The sequence below is a fragment of the Streptococcus sp. UBA4344 genome, assembly GCF_002393675.1.
GTDB lineage: Bacteria > Bacillota > Bacilli > Lactobacillales > Streptococcaceae > Streptococcus > Streptococcus vicugnae.
Genome location: NZ_DGTE01000041.1, coordinates 91,487 through 110,279 on the forward strand (window position 1 = coordinate 91,487; position 18,793 = coordinate 110,279).

17 protein-coding genes are annotated in these 18,793 nt (G+C 32.7%); 14 read left to right on the top strand and 3 right to left on the bottom strand.

What is annotated here, in order from left to right:
* Positions 1–8: 8 nt before the first annotated feature.
* Positions 9–1,190: an HNH/ENDO VII family nuclease gene (locus B4D49_RS08220; protein WP_286784079.1), complete on the top strand. Its 1,182-nt coding sequence runs from the start codon at positions 9–11 to the stop codon at positions 1,188–1,190.
* The gene (locus B4D49_RS08225; protein ID WP_286784080.1) at positions 1,123–1,599 is read left to right on the top strand and encodes an SMI1/KNR4 family protein; all 477 of its coding nucleotides are present in this window, start codon (positions 1,123–1,125) and stop codon (positions 1,597–1,599) included. Before B4D49_RS08220 ends, B4D49_RS08225 begins: the two co-directional genes overlap by 68 nt.
* Before the next feature lie 20 nt (positions 1,600–1,619).
* Here the strand turns inward: B4D49_RS08225 and B4D49_RS08230 are convergent, their stop codons facing one another.
* A complete protein-coding gene (locus B4D49_RS08230; protein WP_132869307.1) occupies positions 1,620–1,895 on the bottom strand; it encodes a GIY-YIG nuclease family protein in 276 nt (91 codons plus the stop codon).
* Positions 1,870–2,631, bottom strand: a complete 762-nt coding sequence (locus B4D49_RS08235; RefSeq protein ID WP_132869306.1) for a tRNA1(Val) (adenine(37)-N6)-methyltransferase — start codon at positions 2,629–2,631, stop codon at positions 1,870–1,872. The genes B4D49_RS08230 and B4D49_RS08235 overlap by 26 nt, the downstream gene beginning before the upstream one ends.
* A 116-nt stretch (positions 2,632–2,747) precedes the next feature.
* Between B4D49_RS08235 and B4D49_RS08240 the strand changes: the two genes are divergently transcribed.
* The 6 genes from B4D49_RS08240 (at position 2,748) to B4D49_RS08265 (ending at position 9,119) form a co-directional block, all read left to right on the top strand.
* Positions 2,748–3,494, top strand: a complete 747-nt coding sequence (locus tag B4D49_RS08240; RefSeq protein WP_132869305.1) for a lysophospholipid acyltransferase family protein — start codon at positions 2,748–2,750, stop codon at positions 3,492–3,494.
* A 96-nt stretch (positions 3,495–3,590) separates the two neighbouring features.
* Positions 3,591–4,256: a helix-hairpin-helix domain-containing protein gene (locus B4D49_RS08245; RefSeq protein ID WP_132869304.1), complete on the top strand. Its 666-nt coding sequence runs from the start codon at positions 3,591–3,593 to the stop codon at positions 4,254–4,256.
* Positions 4,249–6,480: a DNA internalization-related competence protein ComEC/Rec2 gene (locus B4D49_RS08250; RefSeq protein WP_132869303.1), complete on the top strand. Its 2,232-nt coding sequence runs from the start codon at positions 4,249–4,251 to the stop codon at positions 6,478–6,480. The genes B4D49_RS08245 and B4D49_RS08250 overlap by 8 nt, the downstream gene beginning before the upstream one ends.
* Before the next feature lie 64 nt (positions 6,481–6,544).
* Complete coding sequence (gene holA / locus B4D49_RS08255; protein ID WP_286784081.1) at positions 6,545–7,609, top strand: DNA polymerase III subunit delta; 1,065 nt, start codon at positions 6,545–6,547, stop codon at positions 7,607–7,609.
* Positions 7,610–7,677: 68 nt separating this feature from the next.
* On the top strand, positions 7,678–8,289 hold the full coding sequence (gene sodA, locus B4D49_RS08260; RefSeq protein ID WP_286784082.1) for a superoxide dismutase SodA: 612 nt from the start codon (positions 7,678–7,680) through the stop codon (positions 8,287–8,289).
* Positions 8,290–8,393: 104 nt separating this feature from the next.
* On the top strand, positions 8,394–9,119 hold the full coding sequence (locus B4D49_RS08265; RefSeq protein ID WP_132869300.1) for a YebC/PmpR family DNA-binding transcriptional regulator: 726 nt from the start codon (positions 8,394–8,396) through the stop codon (positions 9,117–9,119).
* A gap of 38 nt (positions 9,120–9,157) precedes the next feature.
* Here the strand turns inward: B4D49_RS08265 and queA are convergent, their stop codons facing one another.
* Entirely contained in the window at positions 9,158–10,186 is a 1,029-nt protein-coding gene (gene queA, locus B4D49_RS08270; RefSeq protein ID WP_286784083.1) for a tRNA preQ1(34) S-adenosylmethionine ribosyltransferase-isomerase QueA, read from the bottom strand.
* A gap of 158 nt (positions 10,187–10,344) precedes the next feature.
* Here queA and B4D49_RS08275 point away from each other — a divergent pair, with 158 nt between their 5' ends.
* The 6 genes from B4D49_RS08275 (at position 10,345) to B4D49_RS08300 (ending at position 18,789) form a co-directional block, all read left to right on the top strand.
* On the top strand, positions 10,345–10,851 hold the full coding sequence (locus B4D49_RS08275; protein ID WP_199544377.1) for a VIT1/CCC1 transporter family protein: 507 nt from the start codon (positions 10,345–10,347) through the stop codon (positions 10,849–10,851).
* A 135-nt stretch (positions 10,852–10,986) separates the two neighbouring features.
* A complete protein-coding gene (locus B4D49_RS08280; protein WP_029875984.1) occupies positions 10,987–11,133 on the top strand; it encodes a type A2 lanthipeptide in 147 nt (48 codons plus the stop codon).
* Between the two features lie 82 nt (positions 11,134–11,215).
* On the top strand, positions 11,216–14,002 hold the full coding sequence (locus tag B4D49_RS08285; protein WP_286784084.1) for a type 2 lanthipeptide synthetase LanM family protein: 2,787 nt from the start codon (positions 11,216–11,218) through the stop codon (positions 14,000–14,002).
* Positions 14,002–16,146 carry a peptidase domain-containing ABC transporter gene (locus B4D49_RS08290; protein ID WP_286784085.1) on the top strand — a complete coding sequence of 715 codons (2,145 nt, stop codon included), beginning with the start codon at positions 14,002–14,004 and terminating at the stop codon, positions 16,144–16,146. The genes B4D49_RS08285 and B4D49_RS08290 overlap by 1 nt, the downstream gene beginning before the upstream one ends.
* A 2-nt stretch (positions 16,147–16,148) precedes the next feature.
* Positions 16,149–16,886: an ABC transporter ATP-binding protein gene (locus tag B4D49_RS08295; protein ID WP_027967951.1), complete on the top strand. Its 738-nt coding sequence runs from the start codon at positions 16,149–16,151 to the stop codon at positions 16,884–16,886.
* A gap of 1 nt (position 16,887) precedes the next feature.
* Entirely contained in the window at positions 16,888–18,789 is a 1,902-nt protein-coding gene (locus tag B4D49_RS08300; RefSeq protein ID WP_286784086.1) for an FtsX-like permease family protein, read from the top strand.
* Positions 18,790–18,793 lie beyond the last annotated feature (4 nt).

Here is an 18,793-nt window from a genome sequence, read left to right on the forward strand (position 1 = left end):
AGATTAGGATGAAAATGAAAAAGATACTGACCATATTTTGTGTTTTTGTGCTATTTTTTACATTGTGTTTAAACAGTTTTAGTAATACATATATTGTTAAAGCAGATGTAAAAAATAAAAATACTAATAATGAAAAAGTATCAGCGTCCTTAAAAGAACAAATTTATGAAGAAGTTGTAGATAAATTAGGAACTAGTGATTGTTTTGTTGAAAATATTGAGACTAAATATGTATCTCAAGAGTACTTAGAGGAGCTAACATATAATTCAAAAGAAAATATCTATTTTGGTTACACTGAATCTGAATTAGAAAAGTTATTTCAAAATAAAAAGTTTGTTTTTACTTATGATAGTGATAGTAATTCTACAGTTGTAAAAAAACTTGAGGGTGTCGATACCACTTATGGTGATATTATAAAAAATGTTGCTGTTGGAACTGGTGTTATCCTAATTTGTGCTACTGTAGCATTAACAACTAGTAGTACTGCTCCTGCAGTTAGTGTCATTTTCGCAGCTTCAGCTAAGTCAGGTGCAATTGTAGCCGCACAGTCAGGATTAATTTCTAGTGTAATATCGGCTGCTATTGAGTACAATAACACAGAAGATATTAATAAAGCTTTAAAAAAAGGTGCTTTAGAGGGAAGTAAAGGTTTTAAATGGGGGGCTTTTACAGGAGCAATTGTAGGAGGAACAAAAGTTGCTAGTTCTTTGAAAGGTGCTACTTTAAAAGGATTAACGATGAATGAAGCCACTCAAATTCAAAAAGAGTCAAAGTGGCCCTTGGATATTATAAAGAATTTAAAAAGTAAAGAAGAATATAACTTATATAAAAAGGCAGGATTAACTTTTGAAAAAATTGATGGACAAACAGCTTTAGTTACAGATATTGATTTAAAATATAAAAGTAAGTTAGCAGGAAAAACTGTTACTAATTTTGAAAGGATGAAAAAAGGATATGCCCCCATAGATCCCAAAAGTAAAACACCATATGAGCTTCATCATGTAGGTCAGAGGGAAAATTCACCACTAGCTATACTGATTCAAGCCCAGCACAGACTTGGAGAAAATAATAAAATATTACATGACTCCAAAATTTCAAAGGGGGTACATAAGGAAATCAGTAATGCCGATTGGGCAAAACAAAAGAAGGCATTTTGGAAGGCCTTCTCTAAAAAATATAATAAAAATTAAAGAGGGAAGTATCTTGGAACAATTGGTAGATTTTATAAGAAATAACGATGCTTCGTTTTATGGTAAAGGGGTAGATTATAAAAAAGTTCTCTATGCTGAAAATGTTTTAAATACCTCTTTTTCTGAAGAATATAAAAATTATTTACTAAATTTTGGGACAGTTGCCTATGATGGTCATGAACTGACAGGAATTTCTGAGGATAATGATTATAATGATGTTGTTAAAGTCACTTTGGAAGAGCGAGATAAGTTTAAAGATAAAATATTTAAAAATCTTTATGTCATTGAAAAGACTTACATAGATGACATCATTATCTGGCAGAGTACAAATGGGGCAATATATCAATCTCAACCTCAATCAGCTATTCACAAAATAGCTGATTCGATTATAGAATTTTTGCAGTTATAATCGAAGAACACACTTTGATTTTACAAAGTGTGTTCTTTTATATAATCGAGTTTTTGCTTTCGTGTCTTTTGTTTAAAGTAACTTTCTGCAGACATTGCAGATTCCTTACTATCAAAAGATTCTTGATAGATGAGTTTAACTGGAAGGCGACTTCTTGTGTATTTAGCTCCCTTACCAGCATTATGAGTTTTGATGCGGTGCTGGATATCTGTGGTGTAGCCTGTATAAAGCGTTCCGTCAGAACATTCAACCACATACATATAAGCTTTTTTAGTCTTTTTTTCCGTTTTTTCCATAATAAATTTCAAAAATGTCATCGGTGTAATCGCCATTTTCTTTGTGAACAAAGAGTGGTGGAAGGATTTTTAGACCGTCAGTTGAACCATCTTTGATGGCTTCAATAAGTAACATATTGGCATCTTTTCCCATTTTTGGATAAACAAATTGGATGCGTTTTGGGGCAAGATTGTATTTTCTCATGGTATCAATGATATCTAAGAAACGGTCTGGTCGGTGAACCATGGCGATACGACCATTTGATTTAAGAGCGTGTCGTGCAATGTCACAGATTTCTTCAAGGTTAGTTGTAATTTCATGTCGAGCCAGAAGGTAATGTTCAGACACATTTTTCTTAGAAGTCTCTGAAACCTTGAAATAAGGCGGGTTACAAAGGATGAGGTCAACACTAGTTCGAGGGACATGATTAAGCAGATTTTTTAAATCATCGTTAATCATCTGGACTTGGTCTTTAAGCTGGTTGAGCTGGATAGAACGCTCTGCCATATCAGCAAGTCGCTCTTGAATTTCAATTTCTAAAATTGGTGCTTTGGTACGAGTGCTTGCAAAAAGACCTACGGCACCATTTCCAGAGCAAAGGTCAACAATCAAGCCACGAGATGGAATTTTTGGGAAACGTGACAAGAGGACACTGTCGATAGAATAACTGAAAACATCTCTGTTTTGAATAATTTTTACGTCTGTCGAAAAGAGCTGATCAATACGCTCGCCTTCTTTTAAAATTGATTTAGTCATGACATTTATTATAGCAAATTTTACTTATTCTCACTAGCAAGCCGTTGATTTTTTACTTTCTAAAACCGCTTAAGCATGGTACAATGTAAGGTAATGAGAAAAAAAGGAGTAAATCTGTGTTTTATACTTATTTACGCGGGTTAGTGGTTTTCCTACTTTGGATTATCAACGGTAATGCCCATTATCACAATGAAGACAAAATTTTGAGTAAAGATGAAAACTATATTTTGGTTGCACCTCACCGTACGTGGTGGGACCCTGTTTATATGGCTTTCGCAGCTCGACCAAAACAATTCATTTTCATGGCTAAGAAGGAATTATTCACAAACCGTATTTTTGGTTGGTGGATTCGCATGTGTGGTGCCTTTCCAATTGACCGTGAAAATCCTGGTCAAAAAGCTATCAAATACCCAATTAATATGTTGAAGAAAAGCAATCGCTCACTTGTTATGTTTCCAAGTGGTAGTCGTCATTCAACAGACGTTAAAGGTGGGGTAGCCGTCATTGCTAAAATGGCTAAAGTTAAAATCATGCCAGTGGTTTATGCTGGACCAATGCAATTAAAAGGTCTTTTGACTGGTGAACGTGTTGATATGAACTTTGGTAATCCAATTGACATTTCTGATATCAAACGTATGAATGACGAAGGTATTGAAGAAGTTGCCAACCGTATTCAAACTGAATTTGATCGTTTGGATGCTGAAAACGCGACTTATCATATCGATAAAAAACCAAATCCATTAACTTATATTTATCGTGTTCCGCTTGGCTTAGTAGCCATTATTGTTGTTCTTTTGACATTACTCTTTAGTTACATTGCAAGCTTTGTTTGGGATCCAGATAAGCACCGTAAAATGAAATAATAATCAAAAGCTCGGCATTTAGCAGGGCTTTTTTTCGAATAAATAGATATAAGGCTCGTATGAGCTCTTTTTAAATACTAAAAGCGAGGAAGTAAAATGATTGAAGAGCTAAAAGAAAGACTTTTAGAAAATAAAACACTAGCTACGGTTTTAGGAACAGTGTTTGTCATGTTGCTAGGCTTTTTTGTTTGGTCAAATGTGACAAGACCTAAAGCAGAAGCACAGAGTGAATTGCCTGCTTTAAGCACGACTTTTTCAGCAAGTACTACAGCAAGTTTTTCAAAGGAAAAGGCTGCTAGTTCACAAGTGGCATCTGGAAGGATTTTTGTCGACATTAAAGGTGCGGTAAAAAATGAAGGTGTTTATGAGCTTTCAAACGGTAGCCGTGTAACCGATTTAGTCAAAAAAGCAGGTGGTTTCACAGAAGATGCGGATAAAAAATCAGTAAATCTGGCTGAAAAATTAGTTGATGAAGCGGTTGTCTATGTTGCAAAAGTTGGTGAAAATGTTGCACAAGTAACGACTCCTTCACAAGCAAATAATGGTATAGATCAAGATACGAGCTCAGATCAGATTAATCTTAATACAGCAACGTTAGAACAGCTTCAAACTATTTCAGGAATTGGTGCCAAACGTGCCCAAGATATTATCGATTACCGTGAATCAAACGGTGGCTTTTCATCGATTGATGATTTGAAAAATGTGTCAGGTATTGGTGAGAAAACTTTGGAAAAACTAAAAGCTGAGGTGACTGTTGATTAAGTATCTTCCCATTAAGCCAATTCAATTGGCTTTTTTGCTCCTTTTAGTATATTATTTATGCTTTTTAAAAGTCTTGATGTGTTTACTTTTTTTAGTGTTAGTTTTAGCTGCCTTATGGAAACAATACGGCTTTAAAAAGTTGACTCAAACCTGTTTTCTTATAGCTTGTTTTGCAGCTTTTTTTCTGGTTAAAGTTAATCAGACTGAAAGAGACTACCAATCAGCATCAGAAACTCTTTCACAAATTCAGATGATTCCAGATAGCATTACGGTTAACGGAGATTTATTATCTTTTCGAGGAAAAGAAGCAGGTCAAACTTATCAGGTCTTTTACACCTTGAAGTCAGAAAAGGAGCAGCATTTTTTTAAAGACTTAAATCAAACGGTGATATTATCAGGTGATGTAGAATTGGAAGAAGCAACGCCTCAGCGAAATTTTGCTGGCTTTGATTATCGAACTTATTTGAAACATGAAGGTATTTATCGTGTGGGGCATTTGTCTTCGATTGACCAATTTAGTCTGGTTAAAACGATGACTATTTGGGATAGATTACATGACCTTCGTCGAAAGGCTATTGCCAGTGTTCAAAAGCAATTTCCAGCTCCTATGCAACATTACATGACAGGACTTTTATTTGGTTACCTGGATAAATCTTTCGATGAAATGAGTGATGTTTATACCAGCTTAGGTATTATTCACCTCTTTGCGCTTTCTGGGATGCAAGTTGGATTTTTCTTGGGTATTTTTCGCTTTGTTTTTTTGCGTTTTGGTTTACGACGAGATTATGTTGATATCCTACAAATTCCCTTTTCCTTTGTTTATGCGGGTATGACAGGCTTTTCTGTTTCAGTGATTAGAAGTCTTATTCAATCTATTTTGGCAAATCTTGGGATAAAACGTTTGGATAATCTTGCTTTAACTTTGCTTAGCCTTTTTCTTGTCATGCCTAATTTTCTGTTGACGACGGGAGGTGTTCTTTCTTTTACTTATGCTTTTATTTTAAGTTTTGTTGACTTTGAGGATTTTAGTCACTATCGAAAAGTGGTAGTAGAGAGTTTGGCCATTTCATTGGGTAGCTTGCCTGTTTTGGTATACTTTTTTTCAGTTTTTCAACCTTTGTCAATTCTTTTAACTGCAATCTTTTCCTTGGCTTTTGATGTTGTCATTCTCCCTTTGTTGAGCTTCACTTTCCTTATTTCACCTTTTCTTAAATTAACTTGTCTCAATCCTTTGTTTGTCTTTTTGGAAAAGTTAGTTAAAATGAGTAAGGTTCTTGTTGGTTCTCCACTTGTTTTTGGAAAACCGAGTCTAGCTATCTTGTTGTTATTAGTGTTAATCTTAGGAGTTTTATATGATTGTTACCAGTACAAAAAGTTGGCGATTTTTCTAGTTAGCTTAATTGCTCTGCTATTTTTTCAAATCAAGCATCCGCTAGAAAACGAGGTGACGATGGTTGATATTGGGCAGGGAGATAGTATTTTTGTGCGTGATGTTAAGGGGCATACGCTGCTAATTGATGTGGGCGGAAAGGTGAGTTTTAGTGAGAAGAACGCGTGGCAGGAGCGCAAGTCTGATAGCAATGCGGAGCGAACCTTGATTCCTTATCTCAACAGTCGCGGCGTTGGAAAAATTGACCAGTTAGTTCTGACGCACACGGATACTGACCACATGGGAGATATGCTGGAGGTGGCAAAGCAGGTGAAAATTGGTGAAATACTGGTTAGTCAGGGAAGTTTGACAAAGCCAGATTTTGTGGCGAAATTACAAGCCATGAAAACCAAGGCGCGCGTGGTAACAGCTGGTGATGTTTTACCCATTATGGGAAGCAGGTTGCAAGTGCTTTATCCGAGCCAGATTGGTGATGGTGGTAATAATGACTCGGTAGTGCTTTATGGCAATCTTTTGGGCAAGAATTTCTTGTTTACAGGAGATTTGGAAGAAGAAGGCGAGCAAAAGTTGATAGCGACTTATCCTAATCTGCCAGTTGACGTCTTAAAAGCAGGGCATCATGGTTCAAAAGGCTCATCAAGTCCAGTATTTCTAGCTTACACCTCTCCACAAATAGCTTTGATTTCTGCTGGACAAAATAACCGCTACAAACACCCTCACCAAGAAACACTCGAACGCTTTCAAGAACAAAACATAACCATTTACCGTACTGATGAACAAGGTGCTATTCGCTTTAGAGGATTGAACCACTGGAAACTTGAGACAGCGAGATGAAGTTAAATTAAAAGCAAAATAAAAACAGTAGTCGATTGACGGCTGTTTTTGTTATAATATTTCTATGATTGCAATCGAAGAAATTGATAAATTACGAAAAGAAAATCTTAGTTTGATTACGGTAGTGACAGGCGAAGATTTGGGACAATTTTCTCAGCTAAAAGAACGTATGATGGAGCGCGTGGGCTATGATAAGGATGATTTGACTTATTCTTATTTTGATATGGCTGAGGTTGATTACCAAGATGCTGAGATGGATCTTGAAAGCTTACCGTTTTTTGCAGATCAAAAAGTGGTGATTTTTGATAATCTGCTCGATATCACGACGGCTAAGAAATCTTATTTGGATGATAAGGCCCTCAAACGTTTTGAGGCTTATTTGGAAAATCCGCTCGATACGACGCGCTTGATTATTTTTGCGCCAGGGAAATTAGATGGTAAACGTCGTTTGGTCAAAATTTTAAAACGTGATGCACAGATTTTTGAAGCCAATGAATTAAAAGAAGCAGAGCTAAAAACGTATTTCCAAAAATTGGCTCACCAGGAAAACTTAGTTTTTGATTCAGGTGTTTTTGAGGCTTTGCTTTTGAAATCTAATTATGATTTCAGTGAGATTTTGAAAAACATTGCTTTTTTGAAATCTTATAAAAAAGATGGTCATATCACGGCAGATGATATTAATCAAGCCATTCCTAAAACGCTTCAGGACAATATTTTCGATTTGACGCAGTTTGTTTTGAATGGCAAAATCGATGAGGCGCGCGAGCTGATTCGTGATTTGCGTTTGCAGGGTGAAGATGAGATTAAGCTGATTGCGATTATGTTAGGACAGTTCCGTATGTTCTTGCAAGTCAATATTTTAGCCAGCCAAGGTAAAAATGAACAGCAGATGGTAGCAACATTGTCAGAATATCTTGGACGACGTGTTAATCCTTATCAAGTCAAATTTGCTGTGCGTGATTCACGTACGTTATCAATGACTTTCTTGAAGAAAGCCTTAGCTGTTTTAATCGAGACAGATTATGCTATTAAAACTGGGACTTATGATAAGGATTATTTGTTTGATGTGGCTATTTTAAAAATTGCTCATGAGCATCATGAATCGGACTTAAAAAAAGCGGTCAAATAATTTGCTAGTTAGATTAAATTCTTATAGAATGATGATAAGAAATAACGAAAAGAAAGAAGGTAACTAGCATGGCTATTATTTTACCAGAATTACCATATGCATATGATGCACTTGAACCATACATTGATGTAGAAACAATGACATTGCATCATGACAAACATCACGCTACTTACGTAGCAAATGCAAATGCTGCTCTTGAAAAACATCCAGAAATCGGAGAAGACTTGGAAGCATTATTGTCAGATGTTAATAGCATTCCAGCTGATATCCGTCAAGCGGTTATTAACAATGGTGGTGGACATTTGAATCACGCACTTTTCTGGGAATTGCTATCTCCTGAAAAACAAGAACCAACTGCAGATGTTCTTGCGGCAATTGAAGAAGCATTTGGCTCATTTGAAGATTTCAAAACAGCTTTCACGCAAGCAGCAACAACTCGCTTTGGTTCAGGTTGGGCTTGGCTTGTCGTTAACAAAGATGGCAAACTTGAAGTAACCTCAACTGCTAACCAAGATACTCCACTTTCAGAAGGTAAGAAACCAATTCTTGCTCTTGATGTTTGGGAACATGCTTACTATCTCAAATATCGTAACGTTCGTCCAAATTACATCAAAGCATTCTTTGATATTATCAACTGGACGAAAGTTGCTGAATTGTATCAAGCAGCACTTGCTGATTAATTTTTATTATCATAGCACTCTCTAATCTAAGAGGATAGGCGGATGTCTATCCTCTTTTTATGTTTAAATATGATATAATATCAGGGAATAGGGAGGAATTTTGCATGTCAGGACATAATAAATGGAGCAAAATTAAAAACAAAAAAGGTGAAGCAGATGCTAAACGCGGAGCAATTTTCAATAAATTGTCACGTGAAATTTTTGTAGCTGCTAAAGCTGGTGGTGGTGATCCATCAATGAACGCTAGCCTTCGTATGGTTTTGGATAAAGCGCGTGCGGCTAATATGCCAAAAGATAACATCAATCGTGCGATTAAGAAAGCAACAGATGTTGGTGATACAACAAATTACGATGAAATCACTTATGAAGGTTATGGACCTGGTGGGGTAGCTATCCTAGTTCACACTTTAACTGACAACAAAAAACGTACAGATGCTAACATGCATACCATTTTCACTCGTAATGGTGGTAATATGGGCTCAACAGGTTCTGTTGCCTACATGTTTGACCGTAAAGGTTACATTGTTATCGACCGTGAAAATTTGGATATGGATGAAGATGCTATGTTTGAATTGATTTTGGATGCTGGTGCCGAAGACTTGAAAACATCAGATGACGCTTTTGAAATTTTTACCGAACCAAAAGAATTTCCAGCTGTTAAAGAAGCTTTGCAAGCACAAAATCTTGAATTCGCTCAAGCCCAACTTAGCATGATTCCACAAAATTATGTTAGTCTTGATGACCAACAAACAGAGATTTTAGAAACGTTGGTTGATAAACTCGAAGACGATGATGACGTTCAAGATGTTTACACAAATATGGCTGATTAATAAAAAAGGAACGGAAATTTTTCCGTTCTTTTTATCTTTTATTTTACGAACATGGCATCGCCAAAGCTAAAGAAGCGATAACGTTCATCAATGGCATGTTGGTAAGCTTCTAGAACGAATTCACGTCCTGCAAAAGCTGATACAAGCATGACAAGTGTTGATTTTGGTAAGTGGAAGTTTGTTGAAAAGGCATCAACTACTTTGAACTCATAACCTGGTTTGATGAAGATATTTGTCCAACCGCTATCTGCTTTAATTTCGCCGTTGAATTTTGATCCGATTGTTTCAAGGGTACGAATTGATGTAGTTCCGACAGCAACGACTCGTCCACCAGCAGTTTTAACGTCACGAAGGGTTTGGGCGGCCTCTTCAGACAAACAGTAGAATTCTGAGTGCATTTCGTGTTCTTCAACATTGTCAACAGAAACTGGGCGGAAAGTTCCAAGTCCAACGTGAAGTGTTACGTAGACAAGTTTTACACCTTTTGTTTCGATTTTTTCAAGCAATTCTTTGGTGAAGTGAAGTCCAGCAGTTGGAGCAGCAGCAGAGCCGTTTTCTTTAGCGTAGACAGTTTGGTAACGATCTGGATCATCCAATTTTTCGTGGATGTATGGTGGCAATGGCATTTCGCCAAGACTTTCCAAAACTTCAAGGAAGATGCCATCATACGCAAATTCGACGATACGTCCACCGTGATCTAATTCTTCAACAACTGTCGCTGTCAATCGACCATCACCAAATGACACTTTAGCGCCGACTCGTAAGCGTTTTGCAGGTTTTGCAAGAACTTCCCATTTATCGCCTTCAGTATTTTTCAAAAGAAGCAGTTCAACGTGACCATGTGTGTCTGGTTTTTCACCGTAAAGTCGAGCTGGAAGCACACGCGTGTTATTCATTACAAGTGCATCACCAGGGTTCAATTCATCTAAAATGTGGTCAAAGTGAGCATCAACCATTTCGTGTGTGTTATGGTCAATGACCAAAAGTTTTGAACTATCTCGTTTTTCAAGAGGAGTTTGAGCAATTAATTCCTCTGGTAAATTAAAATCAAAATCGTTGGTATTCATAATATGTCCTTAATAAATATATTCTCAACTTTACATTATAACACGAGAAATCTTTTCCGTCATCTTGTCTGAATTTAATTGTAACAATTCTAAAGAGGTGATATAATGAAAATGGTAAAGAAAACGCTTAAAAAGTTAATGGAAAGTGATGAAAAAAGATGAAAGAAAAAATTGGAGATTACGCGAAATCAATCGTCTATGGCGGTATGGATGGTATTGTTACAACATTTGCGGTCGTTGCTGGAGCGGTCGGTGGTAATTTAGGAGTCACACCGATTGTAATTCTTGGCTTTTCAAATCTTTTAGCTGATGGTTTTTCAATGGCAGTTGGAGATTATCTAAGTTCAACGACAGAAGAATCAGTTGTTAAAGGAAAAGCAGTTAAGAACGCAGGTGCAACTTTCCTTTCATTCATATTTTTTGGCTTGATTCCTCTTTTGTCATATCTTTTGATTAATGTTTTTAGCATTTTCAAAGTCCATACTTTTATGATGGCTTGTATTTTAGTATCGCTAGCGCTAACCTTACTTGGATTTGTCAAAGCTTTGATAACAAAGAAAAGCAAATTCAAAGAAATTTTTAGAACCTTATTGATTGGTTTAATCGCTGCTTTATTTGCTTATTATGTCGGTGACATTTTGGGGCAAATCGCTGGAACTAGATAAGGAGCTTCCACTCATCTCAGATGGGTGGATTTTTTAATGTTGCACTATTTACTCATTAAAAAGTAATTTAGATAATGTAACCTAAAAGGTGTAAGGATTAATCTTTATTATTTTTAGAAAGGAATTATTGTTATCATGAAAAATTCGAAAGAACTTGTTTCAGAAGTGATTGAAGAAGTTTCTGAAAAGGAACTCAAAGAAATTGCTGGTGGTAAAAAAGGTGGTGGTTGGGTAAGAACAATCACAGATGATTGTCCTAACTCAGTAATTGTTTGTTGTTAATTATGACATTCAATTTATTTTAACTTGGTATCCTGCTTGGAGTGTTCTAAGTAGGATTTTTTGATAACAGTGGTGCTGAAAAATGAAAAAAGAGTATGAATCTCATCCATTTTATGAGTATTATAATTCAATATTGAAATACAATATATTAGAGAGTGACTTGATTAAAAGTCTGAAAAATACTGACCTGGAATATGTTTTTGTTGATGGCTTGAAGAATCAACTATTTGAAACTATTATTTATTTATCACTCAAGTCACTTGTTTTGGACATAAACTATTTTTCTAAGAATTTTTCTGATAAAGAAGAAGCATATAAGAAATATATTTCCTATCTAAAGCAAAAAAGTGGTATCGAGAATTTTTTTGTGCGCCATAATTGTTTATTTGAACAATTAAACCTTGAAATAGATTTACTTTTAAAATCAGCTTTAGTATTTATTGACCGTCTGAAAAACGATTTAGATGAGATAAAATTAAATTTTAATATTGATGGGAATGTAGAAAAGATTGAGTTTGCAAAAGGTGATAGTCACTCTGGAAAAGAATCAGTAATAAAAATAAAATTTAGTGACAAAGATATCTTTTATAAACCTAAAAGCTATTCTTCTTACTATTTGCTATCAGAAATAACAGATATTCTTAGAAAAAATAAAATCTGTTCATTTTTTTTACCCGATATACTTGATAAAGGTACTTATAGTTGGGTTGAAGGTATATTGTGTAGAGATTCTAGGAAAGATGAATTAGGAAAAATTTATGAACAATTTGGAGTTATGGCATGTTTAGCAGATGTATTATCAATTTCAGATTTACATATGGAAAATATTATTGTTACAGGTGATAAAGTTTACTTAATTGATATTGAAACTATTTTTCAACGTAACTTATACAAGAAAGAACAAATTTCAGATAATATTACTTCAAGAATCTATGAAAAAATTAATGATAGTGTTTTATCGAGTGGCTTATTTCCAGTTCAGTATTCAAAAAGAGCCTTACCAAATGTTTCTGGAATTTGTGGGAAGAGTGGATTTAGAAAAAAAGGAAGATACTTATTGCTAAATCAGAGACGTGGTGATATGAAATTGATTAAAGATGATTTCTTTAGAGAAAGTTCTCTTAATATTCCACGTGTTAGAGGTATCGAAGTAGATCCTCGTGATTATTCTTCAAATTTAATAGATTCTTTTAAAAAATGTTATAAGTTCTTTATAATAAATAGAAATGAAATAAAAGCAATGCTGTCTAAGTATTCTGATATGCGAACGAGAGTGTTGTATAGAAATACTTCTGATTATAGTAAATTTCTTCAGGCATCAACTAATCCTAAATATTTAGTGTCTACAATAGAGAGAAAGCGTCTATTTCATATATTGTATGAGGCGCAAAATGAAATTGATAAAAAAATTATCGATAATGAAATTTCGGATTTAATGAACGGTGATATACCATACTTTTTTGCGGATATGACTGGACTTGTTTTTAATTCAAAGAAACAACCCTTAGGTTATTTTTCTGATGAGGTAAATATAACTGAAAAGTTAGAAAAAATGACAATAGAGGCCATGAATTTTAGTGCTTTCTTATTAAAAATAGCATTAAGTAAACCCCATAAGCATTGGGAAAAAATAAGCCAAAAATCAACGAAGTTTCAAGCATCTCCTATCAGATATGATTATATAACTCAAATTTTTTCAAGTGCTGAGACAATATTATCTGAAGCAGAGATGAATAGTTATTCAACAGATTCAGAAATTACATGGCTAAATATTGATATTACAGAGACAGAACAATGGGTAATATCTCCTCAAGATATTACTTTGTACAGTGGTTTAATTGGAAATGCATTATGCTATTTATATGCATACTCATTAACTGAAAAACATCATTACTATATAATTTTAAAAAAGATAACTAAAACAATAGAAAATTTGCATTCCTTATATGAAAGTGATGATATGTCTGTATTCTTAGGAGAAGGAGGACTAATATATTTATATTTTAATTTATGGTTGGTATTAAAGGAAAAAGAATACTATGTAAAATGTTTTGAAATTCTTCATAGTTTCGAGAGGAAATCTTTAGATACTCAGAATTTAGATTATATCTCAGGAATTTCAGGTTTACTTGTTGTTTTGTGTAATATATATAATATTGAAAAAAGTAGTCTTATATATCATCTTATTGAAAAAATTTCTGATTATTTAATACAGAAAGCAGATGTTGAAAAAGGTAGGATAGTTTGGAAATGTGATGAAATAAGTTCAGAAACTCTAAATGGTTTTTCACATGGACAATCAGGAATTGCATATGCCCTAGTATTATCAGGAAACATTACTCAAAATAGTACTTATTATAAATTTGCATTATCAGCAATTGATTTTGAAAATACGAGAATTCTAAATGGCAATTGGATTGATTTTAGAAATAAGGAGCATAGAGAGCGACTAAAAATTCCAAATCCAGTTTATTGGTGTCACGGAGCTGCTGGAATAGGTATGACAAGGTATAAAGAATTTAAAATGTTGGGGGTGAAAGAGTTTAGTGATAATTATAAAATGGCTAAAAAAACAGTAGTTGAGGAAGGAGCTATTGATTCAGATTGTCTTTGTCATGGAAAATTTGGAAATTTAGAACTATTAATGCTTTCTAATCAACCTAATGAAAAAAATGAAGTAATAAGTTTTGTGCTACATATGATTCATGAATCAAAAAAAAGCGGATGGAAAAGTGGCGTTCCTCAGAATATTAGAATTTTCAACTTAATGTTGGGAGAAATTGGAATGTCATATCAGTTGTTAAGATGTGCTTCTGGATATCAAATTCCATCTATTTTGTTATTAGAATTTCCAAAGGAATTGAAATAATGAAAAGAATATCATTAATAGAACAAACGACTATGACTGAGTGTGGTTTGTGTTGCTTATGTATGATTTTAAATTATTATGGCATAAGGGAAAATATTTTTAAATTAAAGCAAGAAATTGAAATTGGTAGAAATGGTTTAAGCATACAAAATATATCTGAGATTGCTAGAAGATATGGAGTAGATTGTAAAACTTATAAATTTAAAAATCAACCTCAAACTTTACCAGCTATGTTTTTTGTTAATAATTCACATTTTGTGATATTAGAAAGAATAAAAGGCGGAAAATTTTATATAGTTGATCCTGCAATTGGAAAGTATGTTTTAAATGAAGAAGAATTTAAAAATATGTCTCCAAAATACTATACAATTTTTTTCTACAATCCTGCGCTAAAGGAAGATGGTAATAGGAGTATTTCAAAAGTTTTAGTAATCAATAGTCTAAAACAGATGGTTAAGAAATATAAAAAATCAATAATAGTGATAATCATTTTTACATTATTATTTCAGGCCATAACAATTTCAATTCCTTTTGGTGTAAGAAAAATAGTTGATCATAATTTGGAAATTCTACAGAATATTTCTTATAATAAACTGTTAATGTTAGTTGTAGGAGTTGTTTCATTTCAAAGTCTTGTTCTTTTTATAAAAAATGTATTTTTAGCATTTTTGAAAACAAATATATACAATGATGTATCGATTATCTTTGTAGAAAAATTATTAAGGCTTCCATTGGAAAAAGTTTTTAAATTAGATAAGAGTGATGTTATCCATAGATACAATAGTATTTTAATAATAAAGGAATTGATTTCGGAAAAGACAATTTCTATCTGGTTGGATGTTGCTTTGATGATTTTAAGTCTATTCTACGTTTCATCTAAATCAATTCAAATTGGATTGGTTCTACTGATAATTCTTGTATTTGAATTAGGAGAGTTCTTTAAATTATTAGAAAGTAAACAGGAGAAATTGGGAAAAGAAATTTTAAAACAGAAAAAATCATTGCAAAGTTTTTTCTCTTTATTGGATAGTTTGTTTGTTTTGAAAGCTAAAAACTCAGAATCAAATATCTACAACAAATGGAAAAGTGATTTAGTAGATTATAATAAGGCTTCGTTTGATAGAACAAGGTATTTTAATTTATTATCAGCTATAAATTTTCTTATTACATTTTCAACTCCAATAATTAGTATAATTTTATTTTTGCATTACTACCCTCAAAGTAGTAGTGGTGAAATTATTTTATTATATATGATGGTTTTAAATTTTGTCAATCCAATTAATAGTATCTTAACATCTATTGATGAAATTCTTTATGGGATTCGTCATTATATAAGAGCACTTGAAATCACTACATTGGATGAAGAAGAAAGTGGGGATTATAAGTTATCTAAATTTGGGGAGATTAAAATAAAACTTAAAAATGTAAATTATAAATATGAATTAAATAGTGATTTTGTTTTGAAAAATGTCTCAATTACGATTAATCCTGGGGAATTTGTAGCGATTATTGGAAAAAGTGGTAGTGGAAAATCGACTTTCGCCAAAGTATTATCTGGTTATCTTTCTCCAACCACTGGTGAGCTTTTTTATAACCATGTTAGTTATACTGATATAAATAAAAAAGACTTTAGGAATATTACTTCATTTGTATTTCAAAATCCTTTTATATTGGATGGAAGTTTATTTTATAATGTTACTTTAGATAGATCGAATATTAATTACGAAGATGTAGTTAGAGCTTGTAAAGATACATCTATTTATGATGATATAGAAAAACTCCCTATGAAATTTAATACTCCGATGAATAGAGAGTTACCAACGCTATCTGGAGGTCAAATGCAGAGGGTTGTTCTAGCAAGAGAAATAATCACAAAACCTAAAATACTTGTCTTAGATGAACCCACCTCAGCATTAGATGTGAAGACTGAAAGAATTGTTCAGGAAAGTGTGGAGTCTTTAAAATGTACAAGAATTCTAGTAACTCACAGACTTAATACGATAGAAAAAGCTGACAAGATTATTATGATGGATTCAGGAAAAATTGTTGATTGTGGAAATCATAATAATTTGTACAACAAAAATATGTCATATAGACAAATGTACGATTCATACATGAATAAATACCAAAAAAGGAGTGAATAAACATGGTACAATTAGAACTAAAAAATGTTTGTAAAAAATATACTGGTCAATCTCGCTATGCGTTAGATCATATTAATTTAGCAGTTGAAAAAGGTGATTTTGTAGCCATTATGGGGAGAAGTGGAAGCGGTAAAACAACATTTTTAAATGCTGCTTCAACTATTGATAGTATTGATAGTGGTGATATTTTTTGTGGTGGTAAAAATATTAGTCACCTTAATGATAATGAGGCAACTGAATTTAGAAAAAATAATGTTGGGTTTGTTTTTCAAGATTACATGTTATTAGATAGTTTAACTATTAGAGAAAATATCGCAGTTGCTTTATCTCTTCAAAATGTTGATAGGGCAAAAATAGACAGTAGAATTGATGACTATGCAATGGAGTTAAACTTATATGACCAGTTAGAAAAATATCCATATCAATTGTCAGGGGGACAGAAACAGAGAGCAAGTATTATTAGAGCAGTTATAAAAAATCCGGATATCGTCTTTGCTGATGAGCCGACAGGAGCATTAGATTTAAAATCATCAGAAGATACAATGAAGTTATTGAGTAAAATTAATCGAGTATTTAATGTCACTATCTTAATGGTTACTCATGATGTTTTATCAGCTTCTTATGCTAACCGAGTGGTTGTTTTAAAAGATGGTCAATTTGATAAAGAAATCATAAAATCAGAATGTGGTTCTTCATATCATGATGAAATTAGCCAAGCATTATCAAAAGTAGGTGAATAATATGATTTGGACAATAACGAAAGCAAATATTATAAAAAATTTTTCACTTTATCGAGTCTATTTTTTAGCTACCATTGGACTTTTAAGTGTATTTACAGCATTTTTAACGTTTACTTCTGATAAGATGACTCTGGCAAAAATAGCAGAGAGCGGGCAGGCTTCAGCGATAGCGAATATTTCACTTGTTTTTTTGATTGTTTTTTTAACTATTTTTTTGATGTATTTCAATAATTTTTTCATCAAAAGAAGAAGTCATGAATTAGGAGCTATGGCTATTTTAGGATTTTCTAAACAAAAGTTAGTTACTCTACTAACTATGGAGAATCTTGTTATTTTATCGGTGAGTTATCTTATTAGTCTTATTGTTGGGCCAACTTTGTACTCAGTGGTAGTATCTCTTATTATTAATGTTTTAGGAATTGAAATATCAAATCAGTGGTTTATATCATCAGAGATGATTGTAAAATCTTTTGGAATTGTATTAATCATTTTTGTTATTAATTTTTTGATTAACATTAGTATTATCAAAGGTCAATCTTTGATTGAGTTTGTTAATTATTCTAAAAAAGCTGAAAAACAAATTAAGGTGAAAAGGATTCGTTCAATTTTAGCAATTATGGCTTTAGGAGCTGCATATTGTTTGTGTTTAACAAGCATGTTTAGTGTGACACAGCGTATCTGGTTGAAAATAGGGATTATGCCAATTTCATTTTTAGTGATTATTCTTATTTCACTAGGAAGTATTTTTACAATTCGTTATGGTCTAGTTTTTATACTATCCCTTTTAAAGAAAAATCGAAAAAAACTCTATCAACCGGTAGCTAATGTTGTATATCCTAAACTTAGTTTTAGAATTGCAACAAAAAGTAAATTATTAATCATTTTAAGTGGGCTTTTAACATTGACGATTGTTATTAGTGGTATGATGGTAATGCTTATTACTTATAGTGTGAATGGTATTAGCCGTTTAAACCCATCAGTTATTGAATATAATTTACAGGATGAAAATGAATCGGTTAACATTGATAAAATTCTTAGTAAGTATCAAGTAAGTCAATTAGATATTCACCTTTTAAGACTTAATAGCAATCCTGAAATAACTATTACAGATAGTGGACAAACAATACCATATTTTGACTTGGTAAAATATAGTGATTATGAGCATCTTGCTAAAGTTCAAGGAAAAAAAGTATTGGCTGATACATCAGCTCCTTTGTTAATTAACTATTATCCTACTAAAAAAAGTTTAGGAAAAACATTTAAATTTGAAAATGGTAGTGAAGTAACTGTAAAAAAAGTAACAACTGATAATATTTTTAGTTTTGCAACTAGTGTGACTACTCTGGTTGTGAGTGATAAATTTTATGATAATTTGAGAGAAAGTTATCCAAGTAAGGAAATGATAATTAGGACTTTTAATGGGAATGAGATTCGTCATAGTAAAACTTTTTATGAAAAATTTAAGAATCTAGATGATGTTAAGAGTAGCTATGAGCGTGAATATCTAGTTAAAACGGGAAATATTTCAACTTATATCTTTATTTCATTTTTATCAATACTGTTTGTTATTTGTACAGGAAGTATTTTGTACTTTACAAGTTTGGTTGAGATTATGGAAAATAAAGATGAATATTCTTATCTAAGTAAATTAGGATATAATGGACAGATGATTGACAAAATTCTTAAATGTGAAATTGGAGTATTGTTTGTTGTGCCTGTTTTAGTAGGTATTCTTAACGGAGGACTATTACTTATTTTTTACAAATATTTATTTACAGACAGTCTAGTAGCAAATCAAATTATTTTTGCTTCAATAGTGACTTGTTTATTAGTATTTTTATTACTTTATTTCATTGTTTTCTTTTTGACAAATCGTTCAGCACGTTCTATAGTTAGAGTTTAAAATA

What these genes read in the sequence shown, in the direction of transcription:
- B4D49_RS08275 (WP_199544377.1), top strand. Translation starts at nt 10,345, where the DNA reads ATGAAAGAAAAAATTGGAGATTACGCGAAATCAATCGTCTATGGCGGT.
- B4D49_RS08220 (WP_286784079.1), top strand. Translation starts at nt 9, where the DNA reads ATGAAAATGAAAAAGATACTGACCATATTTTGTGTTTTTGTGCTATTT.
- B4D49_RS08230 (WP_132869307.1), bottom strand. Translation starts at nt 1,895, where the DNA reads ATGGAAAAAACGGAAAAAAAGACTAAAAAAGCTTATATGTATGTGGTT.
- holA (WP_286784081.1), top strand. Translation starts at nt 6,545, where the DNA reads ATGATTGCAATCGAAGAAATTGATAAATTACGAAAAGAAAATCTTAGT.
- B4D49_RS08290 (WP_286784085.1), top strand. Translation starts at nt 14,002, where the DNA reads ATGAAAAGAATATCATTAATAGAACAAACGACTATGACTGAGTGTGGT.
- B4D49_RS08235 (WP_132869306.1), bottom strand. Translation starts at nt 2,631, where the DNA reads ATGACTAAATCAATTTTAAAAGAAGGCGAGCGTATTGATCAGCTCTTT.
- B4D49_RS08225 (WP_286784080.1), top strand. Translation starts at nt 1,123, where the DNA reads ATGCCGATTGGGCAAAACAAAAGAAGGCATTTTGGAAGGCCTTCTCTA.
- B4D49_RS08295 (WP_027967951.1), top strand. Translation starts at nt 16,149, where the DNA reads ATGGTACAATTAGAACTAAAAAATGTTTGTAAAAAATATACTGGTCAA.
- B4D49_RS08245 (WP_132869304.1), top strand. Translation starts at nt 3,591, where the DNA reads ATGATTGAAGAGCTAAAAGAAAGACTTTTAGAAAATAAAACACTAGCT.
- B4D49_RS08285 (WP_286784084.1), top strand. Translation starts at nt 11,216, where the DNA reads ATGAAAAAAGAGTATGAATCTCATCCATTTTATGAGTATTATAATTCA.
- B4D49_RS08280 (WP_029875984.1), top strand. Translation starts at nt 10,987, where the DNA reads ATGAAAAATTCGAAAGAACTTGTTTCAGAAGTGATTGAAGAAGTTTCT.
- queA (WP_286784083.1), bottom strand. Translation starts at nt 10,186, where the DNA reads ATGAATACCAACGATTTTGATTTTAATTTACCAGAGGAATTAATTGCT.
- B4D49_RS08265 (WP_132869300.1), top strand. Translation starts at nt 8,394, where the DNA reads ATGTCAGGACATAATAAATGGAGCAAAATTAAAAACAAAAAAGGTGAA.
- B4D49_RS08300 (WP_286784086.1), top strand. Translation starts at nt 16,888, where the DNA reads ATGATTTGGACAATAACGAAAGCAAATATTATAAAAAATTTTTCACTT.
- sodA (WP_286784082.1), top strand. Translation starts at nt 7,678, where the DNA reads ATGGCTATTATTTTACCAGAATTACCATATGCATATGATGCACTTGAA.